The organism is Micromonospora sp. NPDC005686, from assembly GCF_042871665.1.
GTDB lineage: Bacteria > Actinomycetota > Actinomycetes > Mycobacteriales > Micromonosporaceae > Micromonospora.
The window spans coordinates 217,359-238,478 of the sequence record NZ_JBIAIY010000008.1; the positions used below are offsets into that span (position 1 = coordinate 217,359).

Genomic DNA, 21,120 nt, shown 5'->3' on the forward strand with positions numbered 1-21,120 from the left:
GCACTTCCCCTCGGAGGTAACCCCCATGTCCCAGGAGACGACCTACCTCGAACTGTCCGAAGTGGACGGTAGAGCGCACAAGTTCTACGAGGTGGTGGTCGACGACACCGCGATGACAGTGCGCTTCGGGCGGATCGGCGACCAGGGCCAGGTGAAGACCAGCACCTACCCGGACAACACCCGCGCCCGCGCCGCCGCGGCGAAGAAGATCGGCGAGAAGATCCGCAAGGGGTACGCCCCGGCCGTGCCCGGCGTACGCCAGAAGCGCACGGTCTCGCGCCGGCAGATCGTCAGCACCCGCTCGACCGCCCGCACCGCCCCGGTCCTCTGGCGGTACGCCTCGGGCGCGCCCGCCTTCGGCATCTTCGTCGACGACCGGCACTGCATGGTCGGCAACGAACACGGCGTGATCACCACGCTCGACCACGACGCCCGGCTGGTCAACCAGGTCCGGCTGCCCGACGGGGTGAAGTGCATCGTCGCCGACGACGCCTGGGTCTATGCCGGCTGCGACGACGGCAACGTCTACGACCTGTCCGGCAAGGTGCCGCGCGCGGCGTACGCGATCGCCCCGGAGATCGACATCTACTGGCTGGACATCCACGACGGCGTGCTGGGTGTGTCCGACCGCGACGGCGGCATCTCGGCGATCGACCACGAGGACGAGTTCCTCTGGCGCCGGCCGGGCCGGGGCCGGTCGGCGTGGATGGTGCGCTGCGACGCCGACGCGCTCTACCACGGCCACTCGCAGGGCGTCACCGGCTACGACTGGCGCACCGGGCGGGAGCTGTGGCACACCGGCACCGGCGCGGTGCTGTTCGGCTGGCAGGAACGGAACGCGGTCTTCGCCGGCACCGGCACCCGTGAGGTGGTCCGCCTGCGGAAGGACGGCCGGGCCGAGCAGGTCTACCGCTGCGACTCGGCGGTCTTCTCCTGCGCCACCGCCGAGGGCGGCCGGTACGTGTTCGCCGGCGACAGCGCCTCCTCGATCTACTGCTTCGACCGGGCCGGCAACCGGTTGTGGAAGCTCGGCACCGGCTGCGGCTCGGCGTACTCGATGCAGTACCACGACAACCGGCTCTACGTGGTCACCACGAGCGGCCACCTGGCCTGCATCGACGCGAGCGAGGCGGCGATCCGGGCGGCCGAGGCGGGCAGCGTGCCCGACGTGGTCGACGTCAAGGCGCCGGCCCGGATGCCCGAGACGGCCGCCTGGACCTCGGTCGAGGTGACCACCGACGACCGCGACGGCGTGCTGGTGCAGTGCGTCGAGCAGGGCGGCCGGCTGCGCGTGCACGTCCTCGCCGACGGCTACCGGCGGGACTGGTCGGTGCAGTTCCCCAAGGGCATCCGCGAGCCGGGCGCCCGCTACCTGGTCACCGAGGTCCGCCAGTCCGGCCGGGGCGGCTTCTACCGGGCGTACGGGGACATCCGCCGGCTGCGCTGACGGGCGCCGCCGGGCGGGGGCCGCACCAGCGAGGCCGGGAGCCGCACCGCCGCGGCCGGGGACAGCGGATCGTCGCCGTACCGGGCAGGATGTCCGGATGCGGTGCGACATTCCCGAAGGGCTGCGCTGGGTCGAGCGGACCGAGGCCGGCCGGGCGTGGCTCGCGGAGCTGCCCGGCCGGCTGGCCGAGTGCGTCGCGCGGTGGGAGCTGACGGTCGGCCCGCCGTTCCCGTACGCGTTCGCCTCGCTGGCGCTGCCCGCGACGCTGCCGGACGGCACCCGGGCGGTGCTGAAGCTCCAGTACCCGGACGACGACAGCGTCCACGAGGCGACAGCGCTGGCGCACTGGGACGGCCGGGGCGCCATCCGGCTGCTCGCCCACGACGCCGACAAGCGCGCGCTTCTCGTGGAGCGGTGCGACCCCGGTACGCCGCTGCACGCGCTGGCGGCCGACGCGGCGCTCGACGCCGCGGTCGGCCTGCTGCCGGGGCTCGCGGTGCCGGCCGGTGCGCCGTTCACGCCGCTGGCCGAGGAGGCGGCCGGCTGGGCGGAGCGGATGCCGGGTAACTGGCGACGGGCCGGCCGCCCGTACGAGCGGCGCGTGCTCGACGCCGCGCTCGGGCTGCTCGCCGAGCTGACGCCGAGCCAGGGTGAGCAGGTGCTGGTCAACCAGGATCTGCACGCCGGCAACGTCCTGGCCGCCACACGCGAGCCGTGGCTGGTGATCGACCCGAAGCCGCTGGTCGGCGAGCGGGAGTTCGCGGTGGTGCCGCTCGTGCGCGGCGCGGAGCTGGGTCACTCTCCCGCGGCGGTACGGCACCGGCTCGACCGGCTCACCGCCGGGCTGGACCTGGACCGGGAGCGGGTACGCGGCTGGGCGATCGGTCAGACGGTGGCCTGGAGCATCGGCGGCGACCAGGTCTTTCCCGGCAACGTCGAGGTGGCCCGCTGGCTGCTCGACGAGATGTGAGCGGACCGCCGGGGCCACACCGGGACGGTCAGCCCGCCTGGCAGGTGGGGCACCAGTAGAGGTTGCGGCCGGCCAGTGTGCCCCGGCTGACCGGGGTGCCGCAGACGTGGCAGGGTGCGGTCGGGCGGCGGTAGACGTACACCTCGCCTCCGTGCCGGTCGACGCGCGGCGCGCGGCCGGTCACCTCCGGCAGGTCGGCGTCGCGCACCGTGTCGATCCGGCCCCGCTCGACCGCGCGGGTCATCAGCGCGACCAGGTCCGCCCAGAGTTCGGTCCAGCCGGCCGGGGTCAGCTCCCGCCCGGGCAGCAGCGGCGGCAGCCCCGCCCGGAACAGCGCCTCGGTCACGAAGATCAGGCCGGTGCCGGCCACCACCGACTGGTCGAGCAGCAGCGCGGCCAGCGGGGTGGGGCTCCGGCGGATCCGCGCGTACGCCCGGTCCGGGTCGGCGTCGGCGCGCAGCGGATCGGGCCCGAGCCGATCGCGCAGCGCCGCCACCTCGGGCGGGGTCAGCAGCTCGCAGGCGGTCGGGCCGCGCAGCTCCAGCCAGTGCCGGTCGCTGTGCAGCCGCAGCCGTACCTGCCCGACCGGCGACGGCGGCTCCCCCGGCCCGTCGGTGAACTTCCCGTACAGACCCAGGTGTATGTGCAGCGTCAGCTCGCCCGCGTAGTGGTGCAGCAGGTGCTTGCCGTACGCCTCGGTGCCGTCCAGGACGGTGCCGCTCAGGCGGGCAGCGCCCTCGGCGAAGCGCCCCTGCGGGCTGTCGGCGTGCACCTTGTCGCCCGCGAACAGCTCGGCGTGCCGGGCGGCGAGGCGGTGGATGCTGTGTCCCTCTGGCACGACCGCCAAGCGTAGCCAGCAGATCGCACGGCCGGCGACTTCGGGCCGTGGTACGGCATTGAATCGATGACCGTCGACTGACAGACTGGTGGCGCTAGCGCTCGGGAGCCAGCGCGAGCCGCTCGATCTCGCCGGAGGGACAAGCGCGGGGTGATGCGCCGCCCCGGTGCCGGGCAGTCCTCTCCGGCAGTCCACCGTGCCGCCGCGCCGAGTGCCCTCGGCGCCCTCAGCTCGGGAGAAGCAGATGCTCCGTACGCTCGGCGCGGCACTGGCCGCCGCGCTCGCCCTGACCGGCCTGGCCGCCTCGGCCGACGCCGGCCCGTCCCTCGCCACCACGGCGATGACGCCCGCCACGGCGGCGACGCCCACCCCCGCGCCCACCTGCCCGCCGGCGCTGCCGGTCAGCGGCCAGGTGACCGGGGCCACCACCACCAGCATCACCTTCGCCTACTGGATGGTGCTCAGCCCGCCCTGCGGGTACGACCCGCCCATCGTCGTGAGCCTCTTCGCCAGCCGCGAGGACGCCATCCAGCGGCGCGACCCGGTGGCCGAGGCGGTCTCCGGGCCGGAGCGCTCGGGCACGGTGACCGTCGGCGGGCTGACCCCCGGCACCGCCTACTGGTTCCGCTTCGGCGACACGGAGGGCGCGCGGGGTCCGTACCTGATCGGCGGACCGGCGCGCACGCTGTCGCTCTGCTCCGCGACGGCCACCATCGACAGCAGGTGGGGCGGTGGCTTCGTCGCCACCGTGACAGTGCGCAACGGCGGGACCGAGACGCTGCCGGGCTGGCTCGTCTCGTGGCGGTGGTCCGGTGACGAACGCATCCAGTTGGTCTGGGGCGGGGTGGCCGAGGGCACCGGCCAGGACGTCGTGGTCCGCGGCGCCTCCTGGAACGGGACGCTGCCGCCCGGTGGTTCGGCGACGTTCGGCCTGCTCGTGGCGGCCAGCGCCACGCCCGCCTCCGTCACGCCAATCTGCGGGCAGTGACCGGCATGCGGTGGGCGGCACGACACGGCGGCAGCAACCGCCTCCTGGCGGCGGGGCTGGCGCTCGCCGTGGCCCTGACCGCGCCCGTGGTGGGACCGGCCGCGAGTGCGCTGGCCGCGCCGGTGGCCGTCACGAACGGCACCCAGTTCACCGACACCAGCGGCGCCGTGGTGCACGCCCACGGCGGCGGTGTGCTCAAGGTCGGCGACTACTACTACTGGTTCGGCGAGAACCGCAACCCGGACAACACGTTCCGGGCGGTGTCGGTCTACCGCTCCACGGACCTGCGCACCTGGGAGTTCCGCAGGAACGTACTCACCCAGTCGTCGGCCGCCGAGCTGCGGGTCGCCAACATCGAACGGCCCAAGGTCGTCTACAACGCGAGCACCGGCCGGTTCGTGATGTGGATGCACAAGGAGAACGGGTCCGACTACAACGAGGCGCGGGCCGCCGTCGCCTCGTCGGCCACCGTTGACGGCGACTACACCTACCACGGCAGCTTCCGGCCGCTCGGGCAGCACATGTCCCGCGACATCACGCTCTACAACGACAACGGCACCGCCTACATGATCTCGGCCGCGGACGACAACTACGACCTGAACATCTACCGGCTCACGCCGGACTACCTCAACGTGGCCGGACTGGTCGGCAACTTCTGGGACGGCGCGCACCGCGAGGCGCCCGCGATGTTCAAGCGGGGCTCCACCTACTTCCTGCTGACCTCGGGGGCGACGGGCTGGAGCCCGAACCAGGCCCGGTACGCCACCGCGCCGAGCATCTCGGGGCCGTGGAGCGGCTGGACCGACGTGGGCAACGGCACCACCTTCAACTCCCAGCCGGCCTTCGTGCTGCCGATCCAGGGCACGTCCGGCACCAGCTACCTCTACCTGGGTGACCGGTGGGCGGGCGCCTGGGGCGGCCCGGCCAACGACTCCCAGTACGTGTGGCTGCCGATCACCTTCCCGACAGCCACCAGCATGAACCTGACCTGGTATCCCTCAGTCACCATCGACACGGCCGCGGGCACCGTCACCGGTGACTCGCCCGCGTCCTACCGCGTCACCGCCCGGCACAGCGGCCGGGTGCTCGACGTGATCAACGGCTCCACGGCGAACAACGCCGAGGTCAAGCAGTGGAGCTGGAACGGCGGCGGCAATCAGCGGTGGGAGTTCCAGGACGCCGGGGGCGGCTGGTTCCGCCTGGTGAACGCCGCGAGCGGCAAGTGTCTCGACGTCGCGAACGCGTCCACCGCCGACGGCGCCAACATCATCCAGTACACCTGCGGCGGCGGCGCCAACCAGCAGTGGCAGTGGGCCGCGCGCGACGGCTGGTTCCAGCTGCGGGCCCGGCACAGTGGCAAGTGCCTGGACGTGGTGAACGCCGGCACCGGCGACGGCGCGGACGTCCAGCAGTACACCTGCGGCGCCGGCACCAACCAGCAGTGGTCACGCACCGTGTCCTGACCGGCGGCGATCTCCGCACGCTCCGATGCCGGGTGCCGGAGCGTGCGGAGCGGCCGACGGGTGTCGATCTCGGCGCACCTGGGTACTTCCTTCCTGTCATGCGCGGCCTCCGCGCCTGGATCAGGAGGTGCCATCGTGAAGATTCTGTCCCGCCGGAACCCTCCGGCGACCAGTACCGATACCAACGGCGACGGCGTGGTCGACGAGCGCGACCGGACCGCCGAGGAGCCGGCCGACCGGCCCGTGGTCACCGACCGCGACGAGGAGCGGACCACGTACCGCAGCGCCGCCACCGCGACCGAGGGCGAGCGTGCCCGGGACGTGGCGGGCGACCGGGACGCACGCGACCTCGGCGCGGCGACCGGCGACCGGCGGCCGGCCACCACCGCCGAGGGCCCGACGGCGGCCACGACGACCGACGGCCGGAACGCGGCGGCCGATGACGAGCCGGACGCGGAGGCGCGGCGCCGGGCCGCGGACCGGGGCGCGGCGGCGCGTGCGGTCACCGGCCGCCGGGTCGACGCCGACCCGCGGACCGCCCCGGTGACCGACGCCCGGACCGCCGGTGCGACGCCCGTCGTCGCGGCGCCCGTCGCCGAGCGCACCGCGGACCTGGACCGCGACGGCCGCCCGGACCACACCGACCTCGACCGGGACGGCCGCCCCGACGGCACGGATGCCGACCGCGACGGCCGGGTGGACCGGCCGGAGCCGTACACCACCAAGCGTCCCCGGGCCAGCCTGCTCGCCACGCTCGGCCTGATCGTCTCGGTGGCCGGGGCGCTGTTCGTGCTCTCCGGCACGCTCGCCGGGTACGGCATCGGGCTCGGCGCGGCCGGCGCGGTGCTGGCTGTCCTGGGCCTGATCGCCACCCGTCGCCGGCACGTGGCGGGCAAGACCGACGCGCTGATCGGCATCGCTGTGGGCCTGGCCGCCGTGGTGCTCGGCATCGTGGCGATGACCGGCCAGTTCGACTGGCCGACCACTGACGGCGACTGGGTGGGGCGCTTCCGCGAGTGGCTTGACTCACAGTTTGGTGCCTGGTTCTAGCGGGCACTGTCCCGATCGCCGGCAGCGCCGGCCAGCCCGATCAGATCTGGTGGTTCACCGGCCGGGCAACACCTCTTTCGGGGGCGGCGGTTCGCCGCCCCCGAAGTGTGTCCGGGCATTGGCGCAATGATCGCCCACCCGTGACCGATTCAACGCAACGATTCGCCGCTGAACGCAACTTCTCGCGGTGGATGTCGTCTACCGGGGCCGCATAACGTTGGACCACGGCGCCAGCCCGTGGGCCGACGGTGGCCGGGCGCGCCCGAACCTGGGAGCACGACATGACGATGGACGCCATCCGCCAGCGCTTTCTGATGTGCCGGCCGACGTACTTCGCCGTCGACTACGCGATCAACCCGTGGATGGACCCCACCGCCCCGGTCGACCCCGGCCTGGCGATCCGGCAGTGGGAGCAGCTTCGCCGGACGTACCTGGACCTGGGCCACGAGGTCGAGCTGATCGAGCCGGTCGCCGGCCTGCCGGACATGGTCTTCGCGGCCAACGGCGGCACCGTGATCGACGGCAGGGCCATGGCGGTGCAGTTCCGCGACCCGCAGCGCGCCGACGAGGCGCCCGCGTACCGGGCCTGGTTCGAGGACGCCGGCTTCGAGATGTACGACCCGAAGCACGTGAACGAGGGCGAGGGCGACGTCCTGCTGACCGGCGACCACCTGCTCGCCGGCACCGGGTTCCGCACCGCGCACGCGTCGCACGCGCAGCTCCAGGAGGTCTTCGGCTACCCGGTGGTGACCATGCAGCTGGTGGACCCCCGCTTCTACCACCTGGACACCGCGCTGACGGTGCTCGACGAGCGCACGGTGGCGTACCTGCCGGAGGCGTTCTCCCCCGGCAGCCAGGCGGTGCTGCGCCGGCTGTTCCCGGACGCGATCCACGCCACCACGGCCGACGCCGAGGTGCTGGGCCTGAACGCGGTCAGCGACGGCCGGCACGTGGTGCTGCCCGCGCAGGCCACCGACCTCGCCGCGAAGCTGCGCGGCCGAGGCTACGAGACCATCGGCATCGACCTGTCCGAGCTGCGCAAGGCCGGCGGCGGACCGAAGTGCTGCACGTTGCGACTCCGTCAGGGAAAGGCGAGCAAGTGATCATCGACGACATGCTGCGGACTCCGTCCGCGGTCCGGGACGCGGAGCGTCACACGGCGCACAACTACCACCCGCTGCCCGTGGTGATCTCGTCGGCCGAGGGCGCCTGGCTGACCGACGTGGACGGCCGCCGCTACCTGGACTGCCTGGCGGGATACTCGGCGCTGAACTTCGGCCACCGGCACCCGAAGCTGATCGAGGCCGCGCACGCGCAGCTCGACCGGCTCACACTGACCAGCCGCGCGTTCGTCCACGACCAGTTCGCCGACTTCTGCCGCGAGCTGGCCGCGCTCTGCGGCAAGGACCTGGTGCTGCCGATGAACACCGGCGCCGAGGCGGTGGAGACCGGCATCAAGGTCGCCCGCAAGTGGGGCTACCAGGTCAAGGGCGTCGCCCCGGGCCAGGCCAACATCGTGGTGGCGGAGGGCAACTTCCACGGCCGTACGACCACCATCGTCAGCTTCTCCACCGACTCCGACGCGCGCGCCGACTTCGGCCCGTACACGCCGGGTTTCACTGTGGTCCCCTACGGCGACCTGGCCGCGCTGACCGAGGCGATCGACGAGAACACGGTGGCGGTGCTGCTGGAGCCGATCCAGGGTGAGCAGGGCGTCGTGGTGCCGCCGGAGGGCTACCTGCCGGGCGTGCGCCGGGTCTGCACCGAGCGCAACGTGTTGTTCGTCGCCGACGAGATCCAGTCGGGCCTGGGGCGTACCGGGGCCACGTTCGCCTGCGAGCACGAGGGCGTCGAGCCGGACATGTACCTGCTCGGCAAGGCGCTCGGCGGCGGCATCGTGCCGGTCTCCGCGGTGGCGGCGAACCGCGACGTGCTCGGTGTGCTCCAGCCGGGCCAGCACGGCTCGACCTTCGGTGGCAACCCGCTGGCCTGCGCGGTCGCGACCGAGGTGGTCCGGCTGCTGGCCACCGGCGAGTTCCAGCGCCGCTCGGCCGAGCTGGGCGAGCGGCTGCACGCCGGACTGCGCGGCCTGATCGGCAAGGGCCTGGTGGCGGTACGCGGCCGCGGCCTGTGGGCCGGGCTGGACATCGACCCGGCGCTGATGACCGGCCGGCAGGCGTGCGAGCGGCTGATGGAGCGGGGCGTCCTCGCGAAGGACACGCACGGCTCGACCATTCGGCTCGCCCCGCCGCTGGTGATCACCGAAGAGGAGATCGACCACGCGGTGGCGCAGCTCGCCGCCGTGCTGGCCGGCTGAGCCGTACGCGAGAAGGCGCCGGGACCGCGACGGTCCCGGCGCCTTCGCACGCACGTGCCCGTCACTGACGCGGCAGTCGCATCGCCATGGTCGGCGCCTCGGCCATCACCGAGTTCGGGGTGTACTTCGCGTCGCTGCTCATGTCGTCGGCGCGGCCCACCTGCACGCCCGGGTACAACTCGATCAGGTCGCCCTCGGCCAGCACCCGGGACTGCTGCGGCGCCAGCGCGATCCGCTCGTGCTCCGCCATCGAGCCGCCGGGGCGTACGCCGGAGCCGTTGGTGCTGGTGTCGGTGACCACCACCTCGCCCACCCGCAGCTCCAGCCGGATGTGGCTGCGGCTGATCCAGCGCCGGGCCTCGTCGTTGAGCCACTGGCCGAGCGTCACCCCGCCCGGGCCGTCGGGCGCCCGGCCGATCGCCACCGGATCGGTCTCGGTCAGCACGAACCGCTTGCGGACCAGCCCGCCGATGCGCGCCGCGAGCACAGCGGTACGCGGGCGCGGGCCGGCGTCGGAGAGCCGCGTGCCGTGCCGGGGGCAGGTCGGCGCCCCGGTGCGCAGCGTGGGCGGCGGCTGCTCGGCCGGCACCCGGTCCACGGCGGCCAGGTCGGCGAAGGCGCCACCGCCCCCGCCGCCGCCGAACAGCGCGCACCCCGGCTCCGGGCAGCGCCACTTCCGGGAGAGCAGCTTGACCCCGGCCGGGGAGCGGCTGCCGGTGGCCGGGTCCTGGCCGCCGCCGACGTGCGCGATGAAGACCGGCCCGCCGGCCCCCGGTACCGGGGCGAGCACGCGGCCCGCCTGCCCGATCCACTGGTACCGCCCGACGAGCCCGTCCAGCCGCGCCCGGGTGAGCACCGGCAGGCCGAGCAGATCGGCCACCTCCAGCATCCGGTCACCGGGCTGGTCGAGCACCTCCACCAGGCCGTCGTCGGCCCAGCGGCGCACCACCATCCGCTCGTTGGAGGTCAGGTCGGCGTCGGACAGCAGCGCCCGGTGCACGATCGCGTAGACCGGGACGCTGTCCTCGCCGATCTGCCGGGACAGCGCGTCGATCACCATGCCGAGCCGCAGCAGGCTGGCCGGACGGCCGCCGTCCAGGTTCTGCCACCGGATGACCTCGGCCAGGTCGACGACGGCCCGGGCCAGCGACGGGTCGGTGCAGACCCGCCCCTCGATGGCGTCGAGCACCTTGCTGATCTCGAATCTCATGCCGCAGCTCCGCACGATGTCGTCAGTGACGCGGCCGGGCCCGTTCGCCCCGCCGCGCCGCGCGCCACCACCGCGGCGCGCCCTCCACCATCCGACGACCCTACCGGCAGCCGATCGGCTCAGGCCGCGCGCAGCGGCCGGCCCACGTCGTGCAGGTGTGCCAGAGCCTGCCGGTACGACTCGACCAGCCCGGTCTCCGCGTACGGGACGCCCTGCTCGGCGCAGTACGCCATCACCAGCGGCCGGGCCCGGCGCAGGTTGGCGCGCGGCATGTTCGGGAACAGGTGGTGCTCGATCTGGTAGTTGAGCCCGCCCAGCGCCAGGTCGACGAACCGGCCGCCGCGGACGTTGCGTGCGGTCAGCACCTGCTTGCGCAGGTAGTCCAGGTCGTCGTCGGCGGTCGGCATCGGCATGCCCTTGTGGTTCGGGGCGAACGAGCAGCCCATGTAGAGGCCCCACAGCCCCTGGTGCACGGCGACGAACAGCAGCGCCTTGGCCGGGGACATGACCGCGAACAGCAGCCCGAGATAGCCGGCGGCGTGCGCGGCGAGCAGCAGCGCCTCCACGGCCCGGTGCCGCATCGGCACCCGCCTCCGGCCGTCCGGCTCCCGGCCGACCAGCGCCTGCACGCTCGCCACGTGCAGCGCGAACCCTTCCAGCAGGAGCAGCGGGAAGAACAGCCACGCCTGGCGGCGGGCCATCCACCGGCTCAGGCCGCGCGTGGCAGTCGCCTGCTCGTACGTCCAGACCAGCGCGCCCGCGCCGACGTCCGGGTCCTCGTCGGTGTGGTTCGGGTTGGCGTGGTGGCGGTTGTGCTTGTCCACCCACCAGCCGTAGCTGAGCCCGACCGCGAGGTTGCCGGCGACCAGTCCGGCCGCCTCGCTCGGTCCGCGTCGGCGGAACATCTGCCGGTGCCCGGCGTCGTGGCCGAGGAACGCCACCTGCGTGGTGGCCACCGCCATCACCACCGCCAGGAGGATCTGCCACCACGAGTCGCCGACGAGCGCCACCACCACCCAGCCGGCCACGAACGCGCCGAGCGTGAGCGCGATCCGGAGCGCGTACCGGCCGGGCCGCCGCTCGAACAGCCCCGCCTCGGCGATCCGGCGGGACAGCCGCGCGTAGTCGCTGCCCCGACGTGCCGCGGGTTCCGTCGACGTGGAAGTAGTCATGTCGCCCCCGATGCCACGAGCCACGCTCTCGTACGCGACTCTCCGTCACCAATTTTGCCGATGATCGTCGCCGTGGGTAATCCCGCAAACCCCCGGCCCGATGGTGGTGCTGTCCCTACCCCGCCGGGCCGGAGCAGGGCAAACGATCTTCGTCACACCGTAGCGGTCCCGCTCGCCAGTGGGCGCACCCACTCTGACCAGCTAGCCTATACGTAAAGATGAGTGCCATTCATCCGAACGGACAGGTGCAGGCCGCACGGTCATCGACAGACGGGAGACAGCGCGGTGCGTGGATTGACAGACAAGGTGGTTCTCGTGACGGGCGGCGGCTTCAGCCCCGACCAGGTCGGCTCCGGACTCGGCATGTCCATGTGCGTCGAGCTGGCCGCCGAAGGCGCGAAGGTCGTCGTCTCCGACCTCTCCCTGGAACGCGCCGAGGCGACAGTCACGCGCGTCAAGGAAGCCGGCGGCGACGCCGTGGCGGTGGCGGCCGACGTCACCGACGAGGACTCGGTACGCGCCATGGTGAGCGCCGCCCTCGACGCGTACGGGCGCATCGACGTGCTGGTGAACAACGCGGGCGTGTTCGGCGCGTACGTGCCGCTGCTGGAGATCGAGAACAAGCAGTGGGACCTCGTCATGGAGGTCGACCTGAAGGGCGTCTTCCTGGTGACGAAGGCGACGCTGCCGCACATGCTGGAGCGCGGCAAGGGCGTCGTGATCAACGTGTCGTCGGCCTCGGGCCTGGTCGCCAGCGAGGTCGGCGCGGAGTACACCACCGCCAAGCACGGCGTCATCGGGCTCACCAAGCAGATCGCCTACGACTACGGCCACAAGGGCATCCGCGCGGTCGGCATCGGCCCCGGCGTGATCAAGACCGCCGCCTTCGAGGGCGCGGAGATCACCAGCGACTTCCCGTTCTACGACCTGACCACGCAGGCGCCCGCCGGCCGGTACGGCGAGCCGCACGAGATCGCCCGCGCGGTCTGCTTCCTCGCCAGCGACGACGCGTCCTTCATCCACGGCCACACCATCCCGGTCGACGGCGGCTCGCCGATCAGGTGAGGCGAACGGCGAGCCTTCTCACCACTGGGTGAGAGGGCTCGCCGCGTGCGTCAGCCGAGCCGGGCGACGGCGTCGCGCAGCCGGACCAGATCGCGCCGGCGCCGCTCGTAGGTGGCGGCCAGCCCGATCAGCAGCAGCCCACCCACCCCCAGGAAGATCCAGCGGGGCATCAGGTCCCAGCCCCGGGCCAGCTCGTGCAGCGTCAGCGGCACCAGCGTGGCCGCGCCCAGCACCACCGGCGCCTGCCAGCGCCGGGCCGCCCCGCCGAGCACGACCGCCAGCGCCGCCACGCCGAGCGCCAGCCGCCGCCACGGCTGCGGCTCGCCGGAGAACAGCACCGACACGAGGCTCGGCAGGAACGCCGCGCCGAGTCCCGGGCCGAGCGCCAGCCAACTGGTCAGCCCGGGCCGGCGCCGCAGCGCCAGCAGCCCGGCGCCCAGGGCGAGCGCCGCCGCCGACAACGTGTACGCCTCCGGCACCGTCACCCCGCGCGCGGCCAGCAGCAGCCAGGCGCCGACCAGCTCGCTACCCGCGGCAACCGCCGCCAGCACGCGACGCCCGGCCGCCGACTCGCCCCGGCGCAGCACCCGGACCCCGACGGCCACGCCCCACAGCACGCAGACCGCCGCCGCATGCCGCAACGAGCCGAGGGCGAGCAGCAGCGCGAGCAGCGCCACGGCCTGCGCCGCCGCCTCCAGCACCCACGCGCCGGCCCGCCTCACGCCGACACCCCCCGGCCGGCCCGCGCGCAGCAGCGGCGCCGCGTGCAACGTCACCGCCGCGACGGCCAGAACCGCGAACGCCCCGGTCCGCATCGGCTGCCCGGCCGCGATCGACGCGGTGACGGCGAAGCCGGTGGCCGCCGCCACAGCACCCAGCCACCCCGCGATCCGGACCGGCGTCGACCGTCCGGCCATCCCGGTCACGACCCCGGCCACCACCAGCACACCGAGCGCGGTGAGCGTCAGGGCCCGGGTGGCGAGCAGGCCACCGAACCCGGGTACGGCCAGCACCGCCCCGAGCGGCACGAGCACCACCGGGCGGACGCCGGTGAGCGCGGCGGCCAGCAGCGCGGCCAGCCCGATCCCGAACGCGACCGCCGGCACCACCGGCCAGGGCGCACCCGCCGCCGTCAGCAGCACCGGAAGCGCCACCGCGCCGAACGGCAGCGCGGCGAGCCACCACGCGATGCGGCGATCGGTCGCGGCACAGGCTCCGGCAGCGGCGCCCAGGACCAGCAGCACCAGCCCGGCACGGGCCGTCCCGGCGGACGCCGCCGCGGCGGCGGGCACCCCGGACCAGGGCAGCACCGGCAGGTTAAAGAGCACCACCAGCACCGGCCGCGCGGTGGCCAGCAACGCCAGCACGGCCAGCCCGGCACCCACCACCCGCGGCGCGACCGACGGCCGGACACCCGCCCCGGCGGCGAGCGCCAGCAGCACCCCCACCGCGGCGTACGGCGCCACCGGTTCCCCGCCCGGCGCGACGACCGGGCCGAGGCCGACCCCGGCGAGCGCCACGGCGAGCCCCGTCGAGGCGTACCCGCTCAGGTCGGTCCACAGGCGACGGACGACGAGGTGGACGACAACCGGCACCACGACGGCGGCGGTCGCGCCGCGCAGTTGCCACCAGACCGGCACGCCCAGGCCCAGCAGCGCGACGGCCACCCCCGCCGGTACGGCGAGCAGCGCCACCGCCAGCGCGACGCCGCCGACGACCGGCTGCGTGCCCTGCCCGCGCCGGCCCAGCGCCGCGAGCACCACGCCGAGCACCGCCGTCACGGCGAGTACGGCGACGGCACCGGCCGGGGCGGCGCAGCCCACCAGCAGCGCGTGCCCGAGCAGCACCGCACCGGCCGCCGCGGTGACCGGGACGACCACCCGTCCCCCGCGCGGCCGGACCACGGCCGCCAGCAGCAGCGCGACGGCCACCGCGAGGTCCACGACCAGCACCAGCGGCCACGGCGTCGCCGTCACGGCCGGCGCCGCGAGGGCGACCAGCCCGGCGGCGGCCACCCCGGCGAGCGGCCGGACGGCCCGGGGCGTCAGCAGCGCCACCGCGCCGGCGGTCAGCAGCAGCGCCACCGGGAGCTGCCAGCCCCAGGACGGAACCGGCACGTCCCGCCCGCCCTGCCAGGCGGGGAACGAGGCGCCGGCGGTGGCCGCGCCGACCACGCCGACGAGCACGACCGCGACCTGGCCCAGCGCGGCGGCCACCGCGAGCGCCCCCACGAGCGGACCGGTCCGGACCGGCGCCGGCAGCGCCCGGACCGCACCGGCGAGCGCCGCCACCACGAGGCCGGCGGCGAGCAGCAGCAGCCCCGGGCGCAGTTCGCCGACCGGCCGGATCAGCGCGAGGGCGAGCGCCGGCACCAGCAGCCCGGCGGTCGTCGCGCGCCAGAGGCGGCCACCCGCCGCGAGCGCGCCGGCGACCACTGCCAGCGCCACCACCAGCAACGGGCCACCGGCGAGCAGCGGGGTGCCCGCCGCGCGGCCGACCACCAGCGGCACCAGCGCGCAGCCGGCCGCCAGGGCCAGCGCCACGCCGTGCCCGGTCCAGCCCAGCACCCGCCCGACCGCCGGCGCCGTACGGGTGCCGGAGATCCGGCGGCGCAGCGCGAGCACCACCGCGAGGTCGCCGAGCGCCACAGCGGTCAGTACCAGCGCCCAGCCGGCCGCGGTGGGCCGGAAGTCCGCCGCGGCGAGCGGCAGCACCGGCTGGGCGAGCAGCCACGCCGCGAACCAGGGCGCGGTCAGCCGGCTGACCAGGCCGTACCCGGCCGCCACCGCAGTGCCGGCCGCCGCGACAAGCGCCGCGTACCGGCTGCCGGGCAGGGCGGTCACCCCGAACAGGTCCACCGACCAGGCGGCGTACCCGTCCAGGACCACCAGCAGCAACGCCACCGAGGCGAGCGTCTCGGCGGTGCCGCGCAGCCCGCGCGCCCGGGCGACGAGCGGCGCGACCAGGGCCAACGCGGTCACGGCGAGCAGGATCAGCGCCCGGCCGCCCACCCCGAACGTGGTCCAGGCGACGGCGGTGAACACCACCGCGGCGGTGCCGAGCAGCAGTCCACCGAGGACGAACAGCACGCCCTGGACCGCGCGGGTGGAGGTCTCCGCGCCGCCGGGGCGTACCGGAGGGGTGGAGGGAACCGGACGCGGCGGCATCACCGCCGGGTGCGGCGGCATCACCGCCGGGTGCGGCGCGGGACCGGCGGCCCGCGGCGCGGGGATCTCCTGGCGGACCCGGGCGGCGAGCGCCGCCCGCTGCTGCCGGGCGGTGACCAGCCGGCCGGACAGATCCTGGTACGCGAGCCGGGCCGCCTCGACGCGCGGCGCCAGCTCGATGATCTCCCGGTCCAGCCGGATCACCTCGGCGGCCGGCGGGTAGGGCGGACGGCCGCAACCTCGGCATCCGGCGACGAGGTCGGCCGGGGCGCCGCAACCGGGGCAGGGGTAGCCGGTGTTCTCCACCCGGTCAGCTTCCTCACCGGCCGGGCGGACGGACAGAGTAGGAGTACCTAGGGCCGGGTCTGCTCGTGTACCCAGGCGGTGTAGCCGGGGTTGCCGCTGTCCTCCCGGCTGACCAGGATCTCCGGCACCTCGTACGGGTGGTTGGCCCGGATCTGGTCGACCAGGGCGTCCGCCCGGTCCGGCGCGGTCTTGAACCGCACCTGCCACTCGGCGGTGGTCTGGATCGCCGACTGCCACCAGTAGGTGCTGTCCACCGGGCCGTCGACTTGAGCGCAGGCCGCCAGCCGGCCGGCGACGGCCGCGGCCGCCAGCACGTCCGCGACCCCGCGGGCGTCCACCACAGTCGTCACCACGCAGATCTGGTCCACCAGCGCACCCTACGTCGCCAGCCGCCACCGCGCCGAACAGGAGCTCGGGTGATTCGGCTCAGGCGTCGGCCGCGCCGTTGCGGTTGTCCGCGATCCACCTGTCGATGCGGGCCCACCAGTCGAACAGCCAGTCGATGCGTTCCTGCTTGCCGGCCGGGATCTCCTCCGGCGGCACCGACCAGAACCGCATCACGATCCGCTTGTCCATCGGCAGCTCGCGCCACACGTCCGCGACGGTGAGCATCTGGTCCAGGCCGGTGTGCGCCACGAAGATCACGCCGGCGTCCGGCGCGGCGTCGAGCGCGGCGAGCAGCCCGCCCGGCTGCGGGGCGAGCACGTGCCGCATCCGCTCGGCCCGCCGCGCCATCCGTTCCAGGCCGAGCGAGCGCAGCCGGTCGATCGCGCGCAGCCGCCGCGACGGGGTGAAGTTGCCACCCTCCGGGAAGATCACGAAGGCGTCGTTCTCGTCCAGGCCGGTGGCCAGGTGCCCGACCTGCCGGGCCACCGAATCACGCCCGTCCGGGCCGGCCGCGATGAACCGGTTGGGCAGCCGGTTGAGCAGCACGTCGATGGCCGGATCCCACTGGAGCGTCTCCTTGAGCACGATCCGGGGTTCCCGGTTGAACCAGTTCACCAGCGCGTGGATCAGGATGAACGAGTCGCCCGGCCCGGCGTGCCGGCAGACCACCAGCTCGGGGCGGCCGGGCAGGGCGGTGTCCGGGTCGGTGCCGACCACGTCGATGCTCAGCCGCAGCGTCCAGCGGGCCTGCCAGAACATGATCCGCAGGAACCAGCCGGCCAGCACGTAGTGGGCCCGCTGGAAGGCCGGCGCACGCTTGTACGCGCCGAAGCCCGAGGCGAGCCAGAGCAGGAACAGCGCGAGCAGCGCGGCGGCGTCCCAGACCAGGTAGACCGTGCCGATCCAGAGCAGCCGCAGCGGACGCAGCCGCCCCGGCACCAGTGGGGACACGGCCAGCGCCAGCAGCGCCCAGCCGGGCAGCGTGGTCACCACCAAGAAGGCCAGCAGCACCACTCCAGGGGCGAGCACCAGCCGGCGTAGCCAGCGGGGCGGCAGCGGCATTCAGCGCTCCAGCGCGGTGTCCAGATATCGGCGGGAGGCAGTGTACGCCCGACTGATCCGTCGCCCAACCGCCGCCGTGTCCCGGTACGCCCACGGACTGTCGTCGCGCGGCTCCAGCCCGCCGGTCGGCAGCACGTGCACCTCGACGTCCGCTGGCAGCGCCGCCATCTCCCGCGCGAACCGGTGCCGGCGGGCGATCTCGAACGCCACCTGGGCGATCTCCCAGGGCCGCCGGGGCGGGCTCAGCTCGCGTTCGATCCGGCCCACCTGGAGTACGAAGATCTGCTTCGCGCCGAGCGCCACCGCCTCGCCGACCGGGATCGAGTTGACCACCCCGCCGTCGATGTAGTGCTGGCCGTCGATCTGGGTCGGTGGCAGCAGCCCGGGCACCGAGGCGGACGCGAGCACCGCCGGCACCAGCGGTCCGGTGTGGAACCAGTGCTCGGCGGCGCGCTCGATGTTCGCGGCGCAGCAGCGGAACGGCACGGCCAGGTCGGCGAAGGTGGTCTCCTCACCGAGCGTGCTCTCCAGCAGGCGGTGCAGCGGCCGGGGCGAGTGCAGGTGGGTACGGGCGGCGAACCGGCGCAACTGCCGGGCGACCGAGTCGCCGTACACCTCGCTGGCCTCGGGCGACGCCCACAGCCGGACCAGCCGGTCGGTGACCGCCTCGGTCGGGTCGGCGGCGACCAGGGCGCCGTTCACCGCACCGATCGACGTGCCGAGCACCAGGTCGGGTTTGATCCGGGCGCGGAACAGGGCGCGCAGCATCCCCACCTCGACCGCGCCGAGCACTCCCCCGCCGCCGAGCACGAACGCCACCGGACCTGCTGCCATGCCGTTCATCCTGGCACGCGGCCCACAACCGGCCGGCCGGCCGCCCCGCCCGCGGCCCGGAGCGTCACGGGCACCCACCCGCATTGTTACGCAGCGCTATCGTCAACCGGACGACTGTTGACAGGTCAGACACATTCCCGCAACCTGATAGCGCTCCCGAGCCCAGGGCAGGTGCGAGCTGATGGCGACACTCCAGGCCGGCCGTCTGCTGGCCCGTCGGTACCGGCTCATCGACCGGATCGGCGCCGGTGGCATGTCGGTGATCTGGCGTGCCCGCGACGAGGTGCTCGACCGGGTGGTGGCGGTGAAGGTGCTCGCCCCCTCACTCGCCGCCGACGCGCGGTTCCGCGACATGGTGCGCGAGGAGGCCCGCTCCGCCGCGCAGCTCGACCACCCGCACGTCACCGCCGTGCACGACTACGGCGAGACGGTGGCCCCGGACGGCTCGATCACCTCGTTCGTGGTGATGGAACTGCTCAGCGGCGAGGAACTGGAGCACCGGCTCACCGGAGGGCCGCTGCCCTGGCCGGCGGCGGTGGAGACGGGCGCGCAGGTCGCCGAGGCGCTGGCCGCGGCCCACCGGCTCGGCATCGTGCACCGCGACGTCACACCGGCCAACGTGATGATGACGGCCACCGGCGCGAAGGTGCTCGACTTCGGCATCGCCACCCGGATCGGCACGCCGGACGACGACGAGGACGGCGGCACGTTCGGCACGCCCGCGTACGTGGCCCCGGAACGGCTCGACGGTGCGCCCGCCCAGCCGGCCACCGACGTGTACTCGCTCGGCGTGCTGCTGTTCGAGACGCTGACCGGGCAGCCGCCGTACCCGGCGGAGACCTGGGAGCAACTGAGCGCGGCGCTCGCGGACAGTCCGGAGCCCACACTGGACGACGTACCAGGGCTGCCCGGACCGGTCGCGGAGATCTGCCTGCGCTGCCTGGCCCGCGACCCGCGTCGGCGGCCCACCGCGCGCCGGGTCGCCGCCGTGCTGCGCGACCAGTTGCTGCCCGCCGACCCGCAGGCGGCCACCATGCTGGCGCCCACCATGACGCTGCCCGCGCTGACCTCGCCGCCGCCGCCGGCCGACCCGGCCGGGCAGCCGGCTGCGGGCCGGATCCCCGTGGTGCAGCCGGTGCCGGAGCCGTCCCCCGCCGCGCAGCCGATTCCGGCTGCCCCGCCGGGCCGGCGGCGCACCCTCACGCTGGCGGCGGCCGGGGTGACCGTTGTCGCCGCCGCGGCGCTGCTGGCGCCCGCGCTGACGCCGGACCGGCCCACCGAACCCCGGGTGCTGCCGACCACCGGGCCGGTGCAGCCGTCGCCCGCCGAGCCGCCGGTGACCGACGAGCCGGCCACCACGCCGCCGGCCACGCCGACGCCCCCGCCGCCGACCGGGGGCGCCCGGCCGCCGGTCGCCGGTCAGGCCGACGCCGCCGAACGGGTGGACGGACTGATCGAGGCCGGGCTGACCGAGGGCCAGATCCGCGAGGACGTCGGGGTGGACCTGCGTAACCTGCTGCGCAACGCGGTCGCCGCGAACGGCGAGGACGCGGTGACCGCCGCCGTGGACCGGCTCCGCGGCAAGATCGACGAACGCCGCCGTGAGGGCAGCATCAGCCCGGGGTACGCGCGGCGACTCGACGCCGCCGCCGCGCAACTCGTGGCCGGGCAGACCTGACGGATCAGCCGGCGACGGCCGGCACCACCGCGCGGGCCGTCCGTGTGCCCGCCCGCGCGGCCAGGAAGCCCCGGTAGACCCCCTCGTAGTCGGCGGCCATCCGCTCCACCGAGAAGCTCTCCGCCATGTGCGCGACGCAGTCCGCCGGGTCCAGGTCCGCCGCCGCCCGCAACGCCGCCGGCAGCTCGCCGGGTTGCTCGCAGACGAAACCGGTGATCCCGTCGCGGACCAGCTCCGGCACCGCGCCGCGGCCCAGCGCCACCACCGGCGTACCGGTCGCCATCGCCTCCACCATCACCATGCCGAACGGCTCCGCCCACTGGATCGGCATGATCAGACAGCGGGCGTGCAGCATCAGCCGCAGCGCGGTCGCCCGGTCCGCGTTCACCACGAGTGTCACGTCGTCGCCGAGCAACGGCCGGACCACCTGCTCCAGGTAGCGTCGCTCGGCCAGTTCGTTGCTCTTGCCGGCGAGCGTGAGCGGCAGCCCGGCCGCCCGGCAGGCCGCGATCGCCACATCCGGGCCCTTGTCCGGGCTGAACCGGGCCAGCCAGAGCACCGGGCCCGCGCCCGGACTGCGCTTACGGGGGATGTCCCGCAGCGGCATCGCGTTGTGCACGGTGCCGGCCCAGGGCAGCCCCGGATTCGCCCGGCGCTGGGCGTGCGAGATCGCGACCAGCCCGACGCCCGGGTCGGTGGCGCCCAACGCCGTGCCGTACTCGCCGACCGGGTTGCCGTGCACGGTGGCCACTGTGGGCACCCGGCGGCGGCCGGCCACCATCGGGCCGATCGTGGTGTGGTCGTGGATCAGGTCGAAGCCGGCCGGGCCGACCAGGCGGTCCACATGCGCCAGGTGCGCCAGCTCGGGCAGCGCCTCCCCCATCCGCTCGTACTGGAGGTCGGCGCAGGTGGAGACGAACTCGGCGGCGGTGCCGTGCGCGGTCCCGGCGCCGAACAGCGTGACGCGGTGCCCCCGCTCGACCAGCGCGTCGACGAGGCCCGCCACCACGGTCTCCAGCCCGCCGTAGCCGGGCGGCGGCACCGACAGCCACGGCGGCACCACCATGGCGATCCGCAACGGCCCGGCCCACCCGCGCTCCGGGGACTGCTGGTTCACGGCTACGCGTCCTCCCCGTCTGTCCCCGGCGTGCCCCGCCGCGCGCGGG

General features: G+C 74.6%; 17 protein-coding genes. 9 read left to right on the forward strand and 8 right to left on the reverse strand.

What is annotated here, in order from left to right; genetic code table 11:
* Window positions 1–25: 25 nt before the first annotated feature.
* The gene (locus tag ACFYON_RS19960) at window positions 26–1,447 is read left to right on the forward strand and encodes a WGR domain-containing protein (protein WP_357708264.1); all 1,422 of its coding nucleotides are present in this window, start codon (window positions 26–28) and stop codon (window positions 1,445–1,447) included.
* 97 nt (window positions 1,448–1,544) lie between these two features.
* Window positions 1,545–2,417 (forward strand): aminoglycoside phosphotransferase family protein, encoded by an 873-nt coding sequence (locus ACFYON_RS19965; RefSeq protein WP_354871444.1) that lies wholly within the window; start codon window positions 1,545–1,547, stop codon window positions 2,415–2,417.
* Window positions 2,418–2,445: 28 nt separating this feature from the next.
* Here the strand turns inward: ACFYON_RS19965 and ACFYON_RS19970 are convergent, their stop codons facing one another.
* The gene (locus tag ACFYON_RS19970; RefSeq protein WP_354871446.1) at window positions 2,446–3,255 is read right to left on the reverse strand and encodes a DNA-formamidopyrimidine glycosylase family protein; all 810 of its coding nucleotides are present in this window, start codon (window positions 3,253–3,255) and stop codon (window positions 2,446–2,448) included.
* Between the two features lie 244 nt (window positions 3,256–3,499).
* Between ACFYON_RS19970 and ACFYON_RS19975 the strand changes: the two genes are divergently transcribed.
* The 5 genes from ACFYON_RS19975 (at window position 3,500) to rocD (ending at window position 9,073) form a co-directional block, all read left to right on the forward strand.
* Window positions 3,500–4,243, forward strand: coding sequence for a cellulose binding domain-containing protein (locus tag ACFYON_RS19975; protein WP_355095964.1), 744 nt, complete (start codon window positions 3,500–3,502; stop codon window positions 4,241–4,243).
* A 5-nt stretch (window positions 4,244–4,248) separates the two neighbouring features.
* Window positions 4,249–5,706 carry an RICIN domain-containing protein gene (locus tag ACFYON_RS19980; protein WP_355095968.1) on the forward strand — a complete coding sequence of 486 codons (1,458 nt, stop codon included), beginning with the start codon at window positions 4,249–4,251 and terminating at the stop codon, window positions 5,704–5,706.
* A 135-nt stretch (window positions 5,707–5,841) separates the two neighbouring features.
* Window positions 5,842–6,756: a thrombospondin gene (locus ACFYON_RS19985; protein ID WP_357708261.1), complete on the forward strand. Its 915-nt coding sequence runs from the start codon at window positions 5,842–5,844 to the stop codon at window positions 6,754–6,756.
* Window positions 6,757–7,043: 287 nt separating this feature from the next.
* The gene (gene ddaH / locus ACFYON_RS19990) at window positions 7,044–7,859 is read left to right on the forward strand and encodes a dimethylargininase (RefSeq protein WP_355096059.1); all 816 of its coding nucleotides are present in this window, start codon (window positions 7,044–7,046) and stop codon (window positions 7,857–7,859) included.
* Window positions 7,859–9,073 carry an ornithine--oxo-acid transaminase gene (gene rocD / locus ACFYON_RS19995; RefSeq protein ID WP_354871704.1) on the forward strand — a complete coding sequence of 405 codons (1,215 nt, stop codon included), beginning with the start codon at window positions 7,859–7,861 and terminating at the stop codon, window positions 9,071–9,073. Before ddaH ends, rocD begins: the two co-directional genes overlap by 1 nt.
* A 61-nt stretch (window positions 9,074–9,134) precedes the next feature.
* Here the strand turns inward: rocD and ACFYON_RS20000 are convergent, their stop codons facing one another.
* Together ACFYON_RS20000 and ACFYON_RS20005 are read right to left on the reverse strand one after the other, a co-directional pair.
* Window positions 9,135–10,283, reverse strand: a complete 1,149-nt coding sequence (locus tag ACFYON_RS20000; RefSeq protein WP_355096055.1) for an FHA domain-containing protein — start codon at window positions 10,281–10,283, stop codon at window positions 9,135–9,137.
* Window positions 10,284–10,402: 119 nt separating this feature from the next.
* A complete protein-coding gene (locus ACFYON_RS20005; RefSeq protein WP_354871456.1) occupies window positions 10,403–11,455 on the reverse strand; it encodes an acyl-CoA desaturase in 1,053 nt (350 codons plus the stop codon).
* A 285-nt stretch (window positions 11,456–11,740) separates the two neighbouring features.
* Between ACFYON_RS20005 and ACFYON_RS20010 the strand changes: the two genes are divergently transcribed.
* The gene (locus ACFYON_RS20010) at window positions 11,741–12,520 is read left to right on the forward strand and encodes a glucose 1-dehydrogenase (protein ID WP_355096053.1); all 780 of its coding nucleotides are present in this window, start codon (window positions 11,741–11,743) and stop codon (window positions 12,518–12,520) included.
* Window positions 12,521–12,570: 50 nt separating this feature from the next.
* Here ACFYON_RS20010 and ACFYON_RS20015 read toward each other — a convergent pair whose 3' ends face one another.
* From ACFYON_RS20015 to ACFYON_RS20030, 4 genes are read right to left on the reverse strand one after another with little or no spacing between them, the layout of a single operon-like run.
* Window positions 12,571–15,993 (reverse strand): SCO7613 C-terminal domain-containing membrane protein, encoded by a 3,423-nt coding sequence (locus ACFYON_RS20015; protein ID WP_387320975.1) that lies wholly within the window; start codon window positions 15,991–15,993, stop codon window positions 12,571–12,573.
* A 47-nt stretch (window positions 15,994–16,040) separates the two neighbouring features.
* A complete protein-coding gene (gene cutA / locus ACFYON_RS20020) occupies window positions 16,041–16,361 on the reverse strand; it encodes a divalent-cation tolerance protein CutA (protein ID WP_354871465.1) in 321 nt (106 codons plus the stop codon).
* Between the two features lie 58 nt (window positions 16,362–16,419).
* Window positions 16,420–17,442, reverse strand: coding sequence for a 1-acyl-sn-glycerol-3-phosphate acyltransferase (locus tag ACFYON_RS20025; protein WP_355094460.1), 1,023 nt, complete (start codon window positions 17,440–17,442; stop codon window positions 16,420–16,422).
* On the reverse strand, window positions 17,443–18,276 hold the full coding sequence (locus ACFYON_RS20030; protein ID WP_354871470.1) for a patatin-like phospholipase family protein: 834 nt from the start codon (window positions 18,274–18,276) through the stop codon (window positions 17,443–17,445).
* A 181-nt stretch (window positions 18,277–18,457) separates the two neighbouring features.
* Between ACFYON_RS20030 and ACFYON_RS20035 the strand changes: the two genes are divergently transcribed.
* A complete protein-coding gene (locus tag ACFYON_RS20035) occupies window positions 18,458–19,954 on the forward strand; it encodes a protein kinase (RefSeq protein ID WP_354871473.1) in 1,497 nt (498 codons plus the stop codon).
* Window positions 19,955–19,958: 4 nt separating this feature from the next.
* Here ACFYON_RS20035 and ACFYON_RS20040 read toward each other — a convergent pair whose 3' ends face one another.
* Window positions 19,959–21,020: a glycosyltransferase family 4 protein gene (locus ACFYON_RS20040; protein ID WP_354871706.1), complete on the reverse strand. Its 1,062-nt coding sequence runs from the start codon at window positions 21,018–21,020 to the stop codon at window positions 19,959–19,961.
* Window positions 21,021–21,120: the final 100 nt, after the last annotated feature.